10 protein-coding genes are annotated in these 14,770 nt (G+C 35.8%); all 10 read left to right on the forward strand.

The window, feature by feature from the left end; all coding sequences use genetic code 11:
• The first annotated feature begins 14 nt into the window (after positions 1-14).
• Positions 15-3,113 carry a TAT-variant-translocated molybdopterin oxidoreductase gene (locus LBV24_RS05660; protein ID WP_224477615.1) on the forward strand — a complete coding sequence of 1,033 codons (3,099 nt, stop codon included), beginning with the start codon at positions 15-17 and terminating at the stop codon, positions 3,111-3,113.
• Between the two features lie 28 nt (positions 3,114-3,141).
• Positions 3,142-4,887 (forward strand): NrfD/PsrC family molybdoenzyme membrane anchor subunit, encoded by a 1,746-nt coding sequence (gene nrfD, locus LBV24_RS05665; RefSeq protein WP_224477616.1) that lies wholly within the window; start codon positions 3,142-3,144, stop codon positions 4,885-4,887.
• An 8-nt stretch (positions 4,888-4,895) separates the two neighbouring features.
• The gene (locus LBV24_RS05670; RefSeq protein ID WP_224477617.1) at positions 4,896-5,435 is read left to right on the forward strand and encodes a DUF3341 domain-containing protein; all 540 of its coding nucleotides are present in this window, start codon (positions 4,896-4,898) and stop codon (positions 5,433-5,435) included.
• 1 nt (position 5,436) lies between these two features.
• The gene (locus tag LBV24_RS05675; protein ID WP_224477618.1) at positions 5,437-5,997 is read left to right on the forward strand and encodes a c-type cytochrome; all 561 of its coding nucleotides are present in this window, start codon (positions 5,437-5,439) and stop codon (positions 5,995-5,997) included.
• Positions 5,998-6,019: 22 nt separating this feature from the next.
• Positions 6,020-7,393: a quinol:cytochrome C oxidoreductase gene (locus LBV24_RS05680; protein WP_224477619.1), complete on the forward strand. Its 1,374-nt coding sequence runs from the start codon at positions 6,020-6,022 to the stop codon at positions 7,391-7,393.
• Positions 7,394-7,418: 25 nt separating this feature from the next.
• Positions 7,419-8,480 (forward strand): cytochrome c oxidase subunit II, encoded by a 1,062-nt coding sequence (locus LBV24_RS05685; RefSeq protein WP_224477620.1) that lies wholly within the window; start codon positions 7,419-7,421, stop codon positions 8,478-8,480.
• 27 nt (positions 8,481-8,507) lie between these two features.
• Positions 8,508-10,304, forward strand: a complete 1,797-nt coding sequence (locus LBV24_RS05690; protein ID WP_224477621.1) for a cytochrome c oxidase subunit I — start codon at positions 8,508-8,510, stop codon at positions 10,302-10,304.
• Positions 10,305-10,373: 69 nt separating this feature from the next.
• On the forward strand, positions 10,374-11,396 hold the full coding sequence (gene ruvB / locus LBV24_RS05695; protein ID WP_224477622.1) for a Holliday junction branch migration DNA helicase RuvB: 1,023 nt from the start codon (positions 10,374-10,376) through the stop codon (positions 11,394-11,396).
• 32 nt (positions 11,397-11,428) lie between these two features.
• Complete coding sequence (gene queG / locus LBV24_RS05700; protein ID WP_224477664.1) at positions 11,429-12,352, forward strand: tRNA epoxyqueuosine(34) reductase QueG; 924 nt, start codon at positions 11,429-11,431, stop codon at positions 12,350-12,352.
• A 49-nt stretch (positions 12,353-12,401) separates the two neighbouring features.
• On the forward strand, positions 12,402-14,678 hold the full coding sequence (locus tag LBV24_RS05705) for an NADP-dependent malic enzyme (RefSeq protein WP_224477623.1): 2,277 nt from the start codon (positions 12,402-12,404) through the stop codon (positions 14,676-14,678).
• Positions 14,679-14,770: the final 92 nt, after the last annotated feature.

The following is a 14,770-nucleotide window of genomic DNA, read 5'->3' on the forward strand; positions in this document are numbered from 1 at the left end:
TAATTCAGAATTATATGTCATCAAACAAGAAATACTGGAAAAGTGTTGAAGAGCTAAATGAAAACAGCTCTATTGTTGAGACGCTACAACAAAATGAATTTGTGGAAGAGATTCCAACGGATGAATTTTTAGGAGATAAAGAATCATTAGAATCTTCATCTACATCGCGTCGTGATTTCTTAAAATACGTTGGGTTTAGTACCGCAGCTGCATCTCTTGCTGCATGTGAGGGCCCTGTAATTAAATCAATACCTTATGTAGTTCAGCCAACGGAAATTATTCCTGGTATTGCAAACTATTATGCTACATCAATAGCTAACGGTTATGATTTTGCAAGTATTTTGGTAAGAACACGAGAAGGTCGCCCAATTAAAATTGAGAATAATACAGATGCTGCCACAAATGGAGTGGCAAATGCTAGAGTTAACGCATCAATTTTAGGACTTTACGACAGTTTGAGAGTTAAGGCACCAATGAAAGGTGATACCGAGATTTCTTGGAGTTCATTTATGTCTGAAACTTCTAAAAAATTAAGTAATCTTGCTGATGGCAAGGAGATTGTTTTGTTAACACAGACCTTAGCAAGCCCTTCTACCCATAAACTGGTAGGCGAGTTTACTGAGAAGTATGGTAATGTTCGTCATGTTGTTTATGATGCAGTTTCTGAGTCTGCAACTTTAGATGCCTATCAGGCTAAATATAGTTCAAGAGGAATGGCAAATTATGATTTCTCTAAAGCTAAGACCATTGTTTCTGTAGGAGCTGATTTCTTAGGAGACTGGCAAGGTGGAGGATTTGACTCTGGTTATGCCAAAGGACGTATTCCAGATCATGGGAAAATGTCTCGTCATATTCAGTTTGAATCAAATATGTCACTTACAGGTGCTAACGCTGATAAAAGAGTACCATTAAAACCAAGTGAGCAAAGATTAGCTTTAGCTAAACTATATAGTTATGTAACTGGCAATTCAGCAGGTGGTGCAAATTTACCTGAAGCTATTGATAGTGCAGTTAAGGCTGCTGCCAAAGAATTAAGTGCAGCAGGTAGTAATGGTGTAGTTGTTTCTGGAATTCAGGATGTAAATGCACAAACAGTTGTATTAGAATTAAACGAATACTTAAGTAGTAAAGCGTTTGATCCAAAAACAACAATAAAGACAAGACAAGGTAACGATAAAGCAGTTATGCAGTTAGTAGCTGACATGAAGGCGGGTAAAGTAGGAGCAATTATTACTTACGGTGTTAATCCAATGTATACCTTACCAAATGCGGCTGATTTTGCTGAAGGCTTAGGTAAAACTGATGTTTCAATTGCATTTTCTATGAAGCAAGATGAAACATCTAGCAATTGCCAATATATTGCTGCAACGCCTCATTTCTTAGAATCTTGGGGAGATGTAGAAATGAAATCTGGGCATTATTCAATGATGCAACCAACTATTCGTCCTTTATTTGATACAAAGCAGTTTCAAGAAGTGTTATTAGCTTGGAATGGAAATGCATCTTCATATAGAGACTATATCAAAGAAGTTTGGACGGCTGATATTCTTGGAGGTGAGTCTTTTAATAAAGCTGTTCAAGATGGTTACTTTATTACTGAATCTTCAAGTGAGAATAGTTCTGAAACTGAGGTTGAAGAAACTACTGAAGCACCAAGTACTAATGCAGCTGTGGCCTTAGCATCTTCTGCAAAAGGAGGGGCAATGGAACTTTCATTATATGCAAAAGTGGGTATGGGTGACGGTCAGCAGGCAAATAACCCTTGGTTACAAGAATTCCCTGATCCGATCACAAGAACTACATGGGACAATTACTTAACGGTATCTAAATCTGATGCTGACACCATGGGCTTTGTTAATGAGAATGTAGCTAATGGAGGCTTAAACGGAAGTTATGCAGATGTCACTGTAAATGGTGTTACGGTTTCTAACGTACCAGTAATAATTCAACCTGGTCAGGCTAAAGGGTCTGTTGGACTATCATTTGGATTTGGTAGAAAAGAAGGATTGAAAGAAGAAATGCAAACTGGGGTTAATGCTTATCCACTGTACCAGAATTTTAGTAATGTACAAGAGGTGAGTATTAGCAAAGCATCAGGAACGCATGAGTTTGCTTGTGTGCAATTGCATAATACTTTAATGGGTCGAGGGGACATCATTAGAGAAACAACTTTAGAAATATTTAATACTAAGGATAAAAATGTATGGAATAAGGTTCCTGAGGTATCCTTAAATCATATAGAAACTCCTGTAACTTCGCCAGAGGTAGATTTATGGGATGAGTTCGATCGTTCTATCGGTCATCATTTTAACCTTTCCATAGACTTAAATGCGTGTACTGGATGTGGAGCTTGTGTAATTGCTTGTCATGCTGAAAATAACGTGCCTGTTGTTGGTAAGTCTGAAATGAGACGAAGCAGAGATATGCACTGGTTGAGAATTGATAGATATTATTCGTCTGAAGAATCTTTTGATGGTGATAATGATAAGAAAGAAAATGCTGAGGGCTGGTTTACCGGTGTGAAAACTGCATTAAGGGAAATGGAAAACCCATCAGAAAACCCTCAAGTTGCATTTCAGCCAGTAATGTGTCAGCACTGTAATCATGCGCCTTGTGAAACAGTTTGTCCAGTTGCGGCAACTGTACACGGCCGTCAAGGTCAAAACCAAATGGCTTATAACAGATGTGTTGGTACCCGTTATTGTGCTAACAATTGTCCATACAAAGTTCGTCGATTCAACTGGTTCTTATATAATAAGAATGATGAATTTGATTATTACATGAATGATGATTTAGGTCGTATGGTATTAAATCCTGATGTAACAGTTCGTTCAAGAGGTGTTATGGAGAAGTGTTCTTTCTGTATCCAAAAGACACAGAAGACCATTTTAGATGCTAAGCGTGATGGACGTGAGATTAAGGACGGAGAATTCCAAACAGCATGTTCTGCAGCTTGTGGAAATGGTGCTATGGTATTCGGTGATTTAAACGATAAAGACAGTAAAATAGCTGCCTTAAAAGAAGATAATAGAGCTTATCACTTACTTGAACATGTTGGAACAAAACCAAATGTGGTTTACCAAACTAAAGTAAGAAATACGGCTAAAGCATAAATTAAATTAAAGAATCAATTATATAATTATGGCGTCTCATTACGAAGCACCTATTAGAAGACCTTTAGTAACTGGAGAAAAATCTTATCACGATGTTACTGTTGATGTGGCTCGTCCAGTCGAAGGCAAAGCCAATAAAGCATGGTGGATTGTTTTCAGCATTTCCTTGGCAGCGTTTCTTTGGGGAATAGGTTGTATTATTTATACTATCTCCACAGGTATTGGAGTTTGGGGTCTTAATAAGACTGTTAACTGGGCATGGGATATCACTAACTTCGTTTGGTGGGTAGGTATTGGTCACGCAGGGACACTTATTTCTGCAGTACTATTATTATTCCGTCAAAAATGGAGAATGGCAATTAACCGTTCTGCTGAAGCAATGACAATCTTTTCGGTAATCCAGGCGGGTTTATTCCCAATTATACATATGGGTCGTCCTTGGTTAGCGTATTGGGTATTACCTATACCAAACCAATTTGGTTCTTTATGGGTAAACTTTAACTCTCCATTATTATGGGATGTATTTGCAATTTCTACGTATTTATCCGTTTCCTTGGTATTCTGGTGGACAGGATTGTTGCCTGATTTTGCAATGATTAGAGATAGAGCGGTAAGACCGTTCCAAAAGAAAATATATTCGTTACTTAGTTTCGGTTGGTCAGGTAGAGCGAAGGACTGGCAGCGTTTTGAAGAAGTATCATTAGTGCTAGCAGGTTTAGCTACACCATTAGTACTTTCGGTTCACACAATTGTATCATTTGATTTCGCGACATCTGTAATTCCAGGTTGGCATACAACAATATTCCCTCCTTACTTTGTTGCGGGTGCGATTTTCTCTGGTTTTGCAATGGTAAATACCCTGCTTATTATAATGAGAAAGGTTTGTAACCTTGAGGATTATATAACGGTTCAGCATATCGAATTAATGAACATTGTAATTATGATTACAGGTTCTATTGTTGGTGTGGCATACATTACTGAGTTATTTATAGCTTGGTACTCTGGTGTAGAGTATGAGCAGTATGCTTTCCTTAATAGAGCAACAGGACCTTACTGGTGGTCATATTTATTAATGATGTCATGTAACGTTCTCTCACCACAATTTATGTGGTTTAAAAAATTAAGAACAAGTATAATGTTCTCATTCTTTATTTCAATTGTTGTTAACGTTGGAATGTGGTTTGAGCGTTTTGTAATTATCGTTACTTCATTACATAGAGATTACTTACCATCTTCATGGTCCATGTTCTCTCCTACATTTGTTGATATTGGAATTTTCATTGGTACTATAGGATTCTTCTTTGTATTATTCCTGTTGTACTCGCGTACATTCCCTGTAATTGCACAAGCAGAGGTGAAGACTATTTTGAAATCTTCTGGTGAACGATATAAGCGTATAAGAGAAGGCGGTGAAAATTTAGTTGGTACTGGTGCAGACGAAAGAACATCAGGTGGTGTAGTTTCAATTGCCTCAAATGCAACTGAAACAAAAACTGAAGATGCTGGAGACAATACAGATAAGGTTAATAATCTGCTTGGTACTATAGGATCTTTTGATGCATCAACACAAACAGCTGATGATTTAAAGAAAATAAGTGGTGTTGGTCCTAAAATGGAACAAGTGCTTAATAGTATTGGTATTTATACATTCTTACAAGTAAGTAAGATGACAAAAACAGAATATGACTTGTTAGATTCAATCACTGGTTCTTTCCCAGGAAGAGCTGAACGCGATGATTGGGCAGGACAAGCAAAAAATTTATTAAATAACTAATATAGTCTATGGAAGCTTCAAAAGTAATTCATGCTATTTATACAGATGATGATGTATTAATGTCTGCCGTAAAAAAGGTTAAGGCAGAGAAACATCACATTGAAGAAATATATACACCTTTTCCTGTCCATGGACTAGATAAGGCAATGGGATTAGCACCTACAAGAATTGCAATAACCTCATTTATGTATGGTTGTGTTGGTTTGACGGTTGCAATTGTAATGATGAATTTTATAATGATTAAAGATTGGCCACAAGATATTGGTGGAAAGCCAAGCTTCAGTTATTTAGAGAATATGCCAGCTTTTGTTCCAATTATGTTTGAGCTTACTGTATTCTTTGCAGCCCACTTAATGGTAATAACATTTTATTTAAGAAGTAGAATGTGGCCATTTAAGAAAGCTGAAAATCCAGATCCAAGAACTACAGATGATCATTTTTTAATGGAGGTCGCAGTACATGGTAATGAAAGTGAATTAACATCATTATTAAAAAATACTGGAGCTGTAGAAATTAATATCGTTGATAAAGAAGAAGATGCACATTAATATGAAGATAGCCACAAAATATATCGTAGTTGCAATTTTGTTGGTTGGATTTACATCTTGCCAAAAAAATTCTAGGCCTAATTATCAATACATGCCAAACATGTATGAACCAATTGGCTATGAAGCATATCAGGAGTCTGACGCATTTGCTAATGGAGTTGAAGCTCAATTACCTGCTGAAGGATCAATTCCAAGAGGAAATTTCATGCCTTATGAAATTGAAGATACTAATGAGGGATATGAATTGGCTAAAGCTAGTTTAACAAACCCATTAGATTCTACCCAAGTAGATTTTGTAAGAGGTAAAGAGTTATATGATGTGTATTGTGGTATTTGTCACGGCAACAAAGGAAATGGACAAGGTAAATTAGTTCAACGTGAAAAAATATTAGGTGTACCTAGTTACGATGATGCCGGAAGAGCAATCACAACAGGCAGTATTTACCATGTTATTTATTATGGTAAAAATACAATGGGATCTTATGCCAATCAATTGAATGAAGAAGAGAGATGGCAAGTGACAGCATATGTTGAGAAACTTAAGGCAGAATTAGAAAAATAAGATTTAGATAAAGATTATATAAATGGAATATAAAATTTCAAATCGATTAAAAATGAGTGCTATCGTCTTAATAGTTTTAGGACTATTAGGCGTTGGTTATGGCTTCATGGATTCTCACAAGGTCAATGAAGACAATATCTCCGAGTATCTTGCTAATGAAGCTCATCATGGAGATCATGGCACTGCCGATGCTCATGTAGAAGATGCACATTCTGATAGTCATGCTGAATCAACTTCACATGCAACTGAAGGTCATGAAGACGAAGCTCATGATGGTGGACACGAAATGAGTCACGAGGAACATGTGTTACATCAAATCCACAACCGACCTTGGGCAGCACTTTATGTTGCAGCGTTCTTTTTCTTTATGATTGCATTAGGTGTACTTGCATTTTATGCTATACAATATGCCGCGCAAGCAGGCTGGTCACCAGTACTATTTAGAGTTATGGAAGGAATAACCGCCTATGTTTTACCTGGTGCTGTAATCGTTTTATTAATTGCGGTAGCCTCTGGTACAATTGGACACTATAACTTATTTGTATGGATGGACCCTGATGTTGTAGAACATGATAAATTGATACAAGGTAAGTCTAGTTATCTGAATTTAACATCGTTTATAATTAGAGGAGTAATTTTTATTTCGGGTTATGCTTTATATAGACATTTCTCTAGAAAGTTCTCGTTAGCTCAGGACAAAGCAGATGACAATAAGAATTTTAAAAGGAATTTCAGAATCTCAGCTGCATTTTTAGTATTCTATATTTATACGGAATCGATGATGTCATGGGACTGGATTATGAGTGTAGATCCGCACTGGTTTAGTACTTTATTTGGCTGGTATGTATTTGCAAGTATGTTTGTGAGTGGAATAACAGTCATCGCCATGATTTCGATTTACCTAAAATCTAAAGGTTTATTAGAATTTGTAAATGATAGTCACATTCATGATTTAGCTAAGTTTATGTTTGGTATTAGTATATTCTGGACCTATTTATGGTTCTCTCAGTTTATGCTTATTTGGTACTCAAATATTCCAGAGGAGGTAACATATTTTGTAACTCGTATTGAGGATTATAAACTACCATTCTTTGGAATGTTAGCTATGAATTTTATTTTCCCATTATTATTGCTAATGAATAGTGATTATAAACGTATCAACTGGTTTGTTATAATGGCTGGTATTGTAATACTATGTGGTCATTACATTGATGTATTCAATATGATTATGCCTGCAACAGTTGGTGACAGATGGTTTATAGGAATTCCTGAAATAGGATCAATATTATTATTTGGCGGTTTATTCTTGTTGATTGTTTTTACAGCATTAGGAAAAGCACCGCTATTAGCAAAAGGAAATCCATTTATTAAGGAAAGTGAACATTTCCATTATTAATTATTAAAAAAGAACAGAAAAGATAATGACTGCTTTATTAACGATATTAATTGTACTCTTTGTAGCCGTTGCTTTATGGCAAATGGTAAAGATTTTCGATTTGGCTCAGATAGGAGATTCGAATACGCAAATAGCAGATGATAAAGACAATAGAATTAACGGCTATTTGATGATAGGCTTCTTAATTTTTATCTACGCTATTACGATTTTAAGTTTTATGTATCTTGGAGATTTACCTTTAATCTCTAATTCTGCAGCTGAACATGGACCAGGTATTGATAATCTTATGATTATCTCAATGGTTGTTATTTTCATAGTTCAGATTGTAACGCAATTTTTGTTGCACTATTTTGCCTATAAGTACAAAGGGGAAAAAGGTAAGAAAGCATTATTCTATGCTGATAATAATACATTAGAAGCTGTATGGACAGGTATTCCTGTTATTGTTTTAGCTGGGTTAATAATCTATGGTTTATTCACTTGGAATGATATAATGACAATAGACGAGGATAAAGATCCAATGGTTGTAGAATTGTATGCCCAGCAATTTAACTGGAAAGCTCGCTATGGAGGAGAAGATAATGTGTTAGGTAAGGCTAATGTAAGATTAATCGATCTTGATAACGCAAATATTTTAGGGGTTGATGAATCTGATCCTAATGCTCAAGATGATGTTATTGTAACAGAACTACATTTACCTGTTGGTAAGCCAGTATTGTTTAAAATGCGTTCACAAGATGTATTGCATTCTGCTTACATGCCACACTTTAGAGCTCAAATGAATTGTGTTCCTGGCATGGTAACTCAGTTTGCATTTACACCAACTGTTACAACTGCTGAGATGCGTCAGAATCCAGACATTCAGGATAAAGTAAAAAATATTAATGAATTAAGAATTGAAAGACAGGCTGAGATTGAAGAGGCAGGTCAAGATTTGCTTTACGAATTTGATTACCTTTTATTATGTAATAAGATTTGTGGTAAATCACATTATAACATGCAAATGAAAATTGTTGTGGAAACACAAGAAGAATTTGATGCTTGGATTAAAGAGCAAAAGACATTTGAGAATTCATTATTAAATTAAAAAAATAAAGAAAAAGAATAAAAGATTATGTCAGCAACAGGAGATACACACGTACACGACGACCACGACGTACATCATCACAAAGAAACTTTTGTGACTAAATATATTTTTAGTCAAGACCATAAAATGATTGCTAAACAGTATTTATTAACTGGTGTAATCATTATGGGTATTATAGGTATCCTAATGTCATTAATGATCCGTATGCAGATCGCATGGCCAGAACAACCTAACGTAATTTTTGAATCATTACTAGGTAAATGGGCTCCAGGTGGTGTTATGGATGCAGATATATATTTGGCATTAGTAACAATTCACGGTACAATAATGGTATTCTTTGTATTGACTGCTGGATTGAGTGGTACGTTTAGTAACCTTTTAATTCCATTACAGATTGGAGCGAGGGATATGGCATCTGGATTTCTGAATATGATCTCATATTGGTTATTCTTTGTGTCTTGTGTAATAATGATTCTGTCCTTTTTTGTTGAGGCTGGTCCTGCAGCTGCGGGATGGACAATTTATCCTCCTTTATCTGCATTACCATTGGCTCAAGGTGGATCTGGTATGGGTATGACATTATGGTTAGTCTCAATGGCTATATTTATTGCGTCATCTTTACTAGGATCATTAAACTATATTGTTACAGTAATTAATTTGCGTACTAAGGGAATGTCCATGACAAGATTACCATTAACAATCTGGGCATTTTTTGTAACTGCAGTTATTGGTGTAATCTCGTTCCCAGTATTATTGTCAGCGGCGTTATTATTAATAATGGATAGAAGCTTTGGTACATCGTTTTTCTTATCTGATATTTTTATACAAGGTGAAGTATTACATTATCAAGGTGGATCGCCAGTATTATTTGAACACTTATTTTGGTTCTTAGGTCACCCTGAGGTATATATTGTATTATTACCAGCCTTGGGTATAACCTCGGAAATCATAGCCACTAATTCTCGTAAACCCATATTTGGATATCGTGCTATGGTAGCTTCAATCTTAGCAATTGCATTTTTATCAACAATTGTTTGGGGTCACCATATGTTTATTTCTGGTATGAATCCTTTCTTAGGCTCGGTATTTACATTTACTACCTTACTTATTGCGATTCCATCTGCTGTAAAGGCCTTTAATTATATAACGACACTCTGGAAGGGTAATCTACAAATGAATCCTGCAATGCTATTTTCAATAGGACTAGTATCTACTTTTATCACTGGAGGTCTTACAGGAATTATTTTAGGAGATAGTGCTTTAGATATTAATGTACATGACACTTATTTTGTTGTAGCTCACTTCCATTTAGTAATGGGTATTTCAGCATTATATGGTGTGTTTGCTGGTGTCTATCATTGGTTCCCAAGAATGTTTGGACGAATGATGAATAAAAACTTAGGATATTTACATTTCTGGGTTACTGCTGTCTGTGCATATGGTGTATTTTTCCCAATGCATTTTATTGGTATGGCTGGTTTACCAAGACGTTATTATACCAATTCAAATTTCCCACTATTTGATGATACTACAAATGCACAGCTCGTTATAACAATGTTCGCCTTAGTTGGAGGTGCTGTACAAATAGTATTCTTATACAACTTCATCAGTAGTATTTTCTATGGCAAGAAAGCTGAACAGAATCCATGGAAATCTAATACGTTAGAATGGACTGCTCCAGTTAAGCATATGCATGGTAACTGGCCAGGAGAAATACCTCATGTATACCGTTGGTCTTACGATTATAGTAAACCAGGACATGATGATGATTTTGTGCCACAGAATGTGCCAATGAAAGAAGGTGAAGAAGAACTTCATCATTAGCGTAATTCTCATTATAATATTGAAAAGCCTTTCTGATTCAGAAAGGCTTTTTCGTTATATTTGTTATATATGAACGATAATTTAGATCCAACCAACGACAATTATAGTCCAGAAGAGTTAGACGTAGAAAAAAAGCTTCGTCCGTTAACCTTTAGTGATTTTACTGGTCAGGATCAGGTGCTTGAAAACTTGTTGGTATTTGTGCAAGCCGCAAACCTTAGAGATGAAGCTTTAGACCACACCTTGTTTCATGGACCTCCTGGATTAGGAAAAACTACCTTAGCTCATATATTGGCTAATGAGTTAGATGTTGGTATCAAAGTAACTTCTGGTCCAGTATTAGACAAACCTGGTGATCTTGCAGGATTGTTAACTAATCTAGATGATAGGGACGTATTGTTCATTGATGAAATACATCGCCTAAGCCCTATTGTAGAGGAGTACTTATATTCTGCAATGGAAGACTATAAGATAGATATTATGATAGAGTCTGGTCCCAACGCCAGAACTGTTCAAATTAATCTAAATCCATTTACACTAGTTGGAGCAACAACCCGTTCAGGTTTACTTACGGCACCAATGCGTGCCCGATTTGGAATAAGCAGTAGACTTCAATATTATAAGACAGATCTTTTAACAACAATTGTGCAGCGTAGTGCATCAATATTAAATGTTCCTATCTCCATGGAAGCCGCAATTGAAATCGCAGGTAGAAGTAGAGGAACACCTAGAATAGCTAATGCTTTGCTAAGACGAGTTAGAGATTTTGCTCAAATAAAGGGGAATGGCAATATTGATATTGAAATAGCTAAATTTTCGTTAGAGGCCCTTAATGTAGATGCTCATGGATTGGATGAAATGGATAATAAAATTCTATCAACAATTATTGATAAATTCAAAGGTGGCCCAGTAGGCATTACTACATTGGCAACTGCGGTAAGTGAAAGTGCAGAAACAATAGAGGAGGTTTATGAACCCTTTTTAATTCAACAAGGATTCATAATGAGAACACCAAGAGGCAGAGAAGTTACGGAGCAAGCCTATAAACATTTAGGTAAAATTAAAGGACCACAACAAGGCGGTTTGTTTTAGTAAAACTTTTCAAAAGGAAGTATCTCAACTTGATAAATAATAAAACCAAACATACAGAACTCATCAAAACCGAAGCTAAACGCCTCGGTTTTTTGTCTTGTGGAGTTTCTAAAGCAGAGTTTTTAGAAGACGAAGCTCCTCGACTTGAAGCCTGGTTACAAAAGAATATGCATGGTGAGATGAAATACATGGAAAATCATTTCGATAAGCGTTTAGATCCAACATTATTGGTTGAAGGATCAAAAAGTGTGGTGTCCTTATTGCTTAATTATTATCCTTCAGACATTCAGTATGAAGATTCATATAAGCTCTCCAAATATGCATTTGGTACCGACTACCATTTTGTCATAAAAGAAAAACTAAAAGAATTGTTGTTAATTATACAGCAAGAAATTGGTGAAGTTCATGGTCGTGCCTTTGTAGATTCTGCACCAGTATTGGACAAGGCTTGGGCGGCAAAATCAGGATTAGGTTGGATAGGTAAGAATTCTAATCTATTAACTCAGCAAGTAGGATCATTCTACTTTATTGCAGAATTGATTATCGATTTGGAATTAGAGTATGATACTCCAGTAACGGATCATTGCGGCACATGTACAGCGTGTATTGATGCTTGCCCAACTGAAGCAATAACCGAACCCTATGTTGTTGATGGCAGTAAATGTATCTCCTACTTTACCATTGAGCTAAAAGAAAATATCCCATCAGAGTTTAAAGGAAAATTTGATGATTGGATGTTTGGTTGTGATATATGCCAAGATGTTTGTCCATGGAATCGATTTAGTAAATCACATAATGAACCCTTGTTTAATCCACATCCAGAACTTTTAGCAATGACAAAGAAAGATTGGGAAGAGATTACAGAAGATACTTTTAAAAAAATTTTTAAAAAGTCTGCTGTGAAACGTACAAAGTTCTCAGGATTAAAACGAAACATTCAATTCCTTAAAGATTAATTTTTGATTATATCATTGCGTATCTTTGATGCTTAATTCTTTTTGAAATATGAGCAAACAGAGTAAACGTATAGAGGCATTAGTTTACCATGCTAAGCCTACACCAGGAAAGATAAAGGTTATTCCCACTAAAAAATATGCATCACAGAGAGATTTATCACTAGCTTATTCACCAGGTGTTGCAGAACCATGTTTAGAGATTGATAAAGATGTAGAGAATGTATATAAATACACTGCAAAGGGCAACTTGGTTGCGGTGATTTCAAATGGTACAGCAGTTTTAGGTCTAGGAAATATAGGACCTGAAGCATCTAAACCAGTGATGGAGGGAAAAGGTTTACTCTTCAAAATCTTTGCTGATATAGATGTGTTTGATATTGAAGTAGGTACTGAGAATGTTGATGAATTCATAGAAACTGTAAAGAATATCGCACCAACTTTTGGTGGCATTAATTTAGAAGACATTAAGGCTCCAGAAGCCTTTGAAATTGAGCGTAGACTCAAAGAAGAACTCGATATTCCCGTAATGCACGATGATCAGCATGGAACTGCAATTATCTCAGCTGCCGCTCTGTTAAATGCACTTGAATTAGCGGAGAAAAGAATTGAAGAGGTAAAAATAGTAGTAAGTGGTGCTGGTGCAGCCGCAATTTCTTGTACCAGATTATATCAGGCATTTGGAGCAAAAAAGGAAAATATTGTAATGCTTGATAGTAAAGGTGTAATAAGGAATGACCGACCAAACTTAACTTCTCAAAAAGCTGAATTTGCAACAGATAGAAAATTAGATACTCTCGATGAGGCGATGGTAGATGCTGATGTATTTATTGGTTTATCAATGGCAGACATAGTATCACCTCAAATGCTAAAGACAATGGCGAAGAACCCTATTGTTTTCGCTATGGCTAATCCAGATCCTGAGATTAGTTACAATTTAGCAATTGACACTAGAGATGATATTATTATGGCAACGGGAAGAAGTGATCATCCTAATCAAGTGAACAATGTGCTTGGTTTTCCATTTATATTTAGAGGAGCATTAGACGTAAGGGCAACCAAGATAAATGAAGCTATGAAAAAAGCAGCTGTTTTGGCCCTATCAAGATTAGCAAAAGAGCCAGTACCAGAACAGGTAAACCTTGCATATAATGAAACTAGGTTGACTTTTGGTCGAGATTATATAATCCCTAAACCATTTGATCCTAGGTTAATTGCAGAAGTGCCTCCTGCAGTCGCAAAAGCTGCAATGGAAAGTGGTGTTGCCAAAGAGGAAATTGAAGATTGGAAAAAATATAAGAACTCCCTTCTTGAAAGATTAGGTTCAGATAATAAACTTGTTAGGATGTTATTGGGTAGAGCGAGAACTAATCCAAAGCGAATAGTTTTTGCTGAGGCGGATCAGTTAGACGTTCTTAAGGCTGCACAGATAGTATATGAAGAAGGCGTTGCACAACCTATATTATTGGGCAGAAGAGATACTATAATCAACCTAATGGAGGAAATAGATTTTGATGCAGATGTTCCAATCTTAGATCCAAAATCAGATGAAGAGCTTGAACGTAAAAATCGTTATGCAAAGGCCTATTGGGAGAAAAGGCAAAGACAGGGCGTAACACTTTATGCAGCAGAGCAGAAAATGAGAGAACGAAATTACTATGCTGCAATGATGGTAAATTCAGGTGATGCAGATGGTTTAGTTACTGGATATTCACGTAGTTATCCAAATGTAGTGAAACCAATGTTAGAATTAATTGGTATGGCAGATGGTGCCTCTAGGATAGCAACTACAAATGTAATGATGACACAAAGAGGACCAATGTTCTTGAGTGATACTTCAATAAATATAGAACCTAGTTCAAAAGACCTTGCGCGAATTGCCAGAATGACTTCGAACGTGGTAAAAATGTTTGGTATAGAACCTGTAATGGCCATGGTTTCGTTTTCTAATTTTGGATCTTCAGAAAACCCAAGAGCTGAGAAGGTCAATGAAGCTGTTGAGTTTTTACACAAGGCCTATCCGAATATGGTTGTTGATGGTGCAGTTCAGACAGATTTTGCATTGAATTCAGAAATGCTACAAGATATATTTCCATTTTCTAAACTTGCTGGCAGAAAGGTAAATTCATTAATCTTTCCAAATTTAGATGCTGCAAATATTACATACAAACTTCTTAAAGAATTGAATAAGGTTGAGTCTATTGGGCCAATTATGATGGGAATGAATAAACCAGTCCATATACTTCAATTAGGTGCTAGTGTAGATGAAATTGTTAACATGTCTGCTATTGCAGTTATTGATGCTCAAGAACGTGAGAAAAGACAATAAATTCAGGCATTTTATCAGAGCAACTCACCCTTTGTAATGTAAATAATTTTAGTACATTTGGTTTATTAACCATTGAAATCTAATTCTTTTAT

Origin of the sequence: Winogradskyella vincentii (genome assembly GCF_020166345.1) — a bacterium.
In the GTDB taxonomy this organism is placed as follows: domain Bacteria; phylum Bacteroidota; class Bacteroidia; order Flavobacteriales; family Flavobacteriaceae; genus Winogradskyella; species Winogradskyella vincentii.

Bases quoted from the DNA above. Each gene is read 5' to 3' on its own strand.
- LBV24_RS05660 (WP_224477615.1), top strand. From the start codon at position 15: ATGTCATCAAACAAGAAATACTGGAAAAGTGTTGAAGAGCTAAATGAA.
- nrfD (WP_224477616.1), top strand. From the start codon at position 3,142: ATGGCGTCTCATTACGAAGCACCTATTAGAAGACCTTTAGTAACTGGA.
- LBV24_RS05670 (WP_224477617.1), top strand. From the start codon at position 4,896: ATGGAAGCTTCAAAAGTAATTCATGCTATTTATACAGATGATGATGTA.
- LBV24_RS05675 (WP_224477618.1), top strand. From the start codon at position 5,437: ATGAAGATAGCCACAAAATATATCGTAGTTGCAATTTTGTTGGTTGGA.
- LBV24_RS05680 (WP_224477619.1), top strand. From the start codon at position 6,020: ATGGAATATAAAATTTCAAATCGATTAAAAATGAGTGCTATCGTCTTA.
- LBV24_RS05685 (WP_224477620.1), top strand. From the start codon at position 7,419: ATGACTGCTTTATTAACGATATTAATTGTACTCTTTGTAGCCGTTGCT.
- LBV24_RS05690 (WP_224477621.1), top strand. From the start codon at position 8,508: ATGTCAGCAACAGGAGATACACACGTACACGACGACCACGACGTACAT.
- ruvB (WP_224477622.1), top strand. From the start codon at position 10,374: ATGAACGATAATTTAGATCCAACCAACGACAATTATAGTCCAGAAGAG.
- LBV24_RS05705 (WP_224477623.1), top strand. From the start codon at position 12,402: ATGAGCAAACAGAGTAAACGTATAGAGGCATTAGTTTACCATGCTAAG.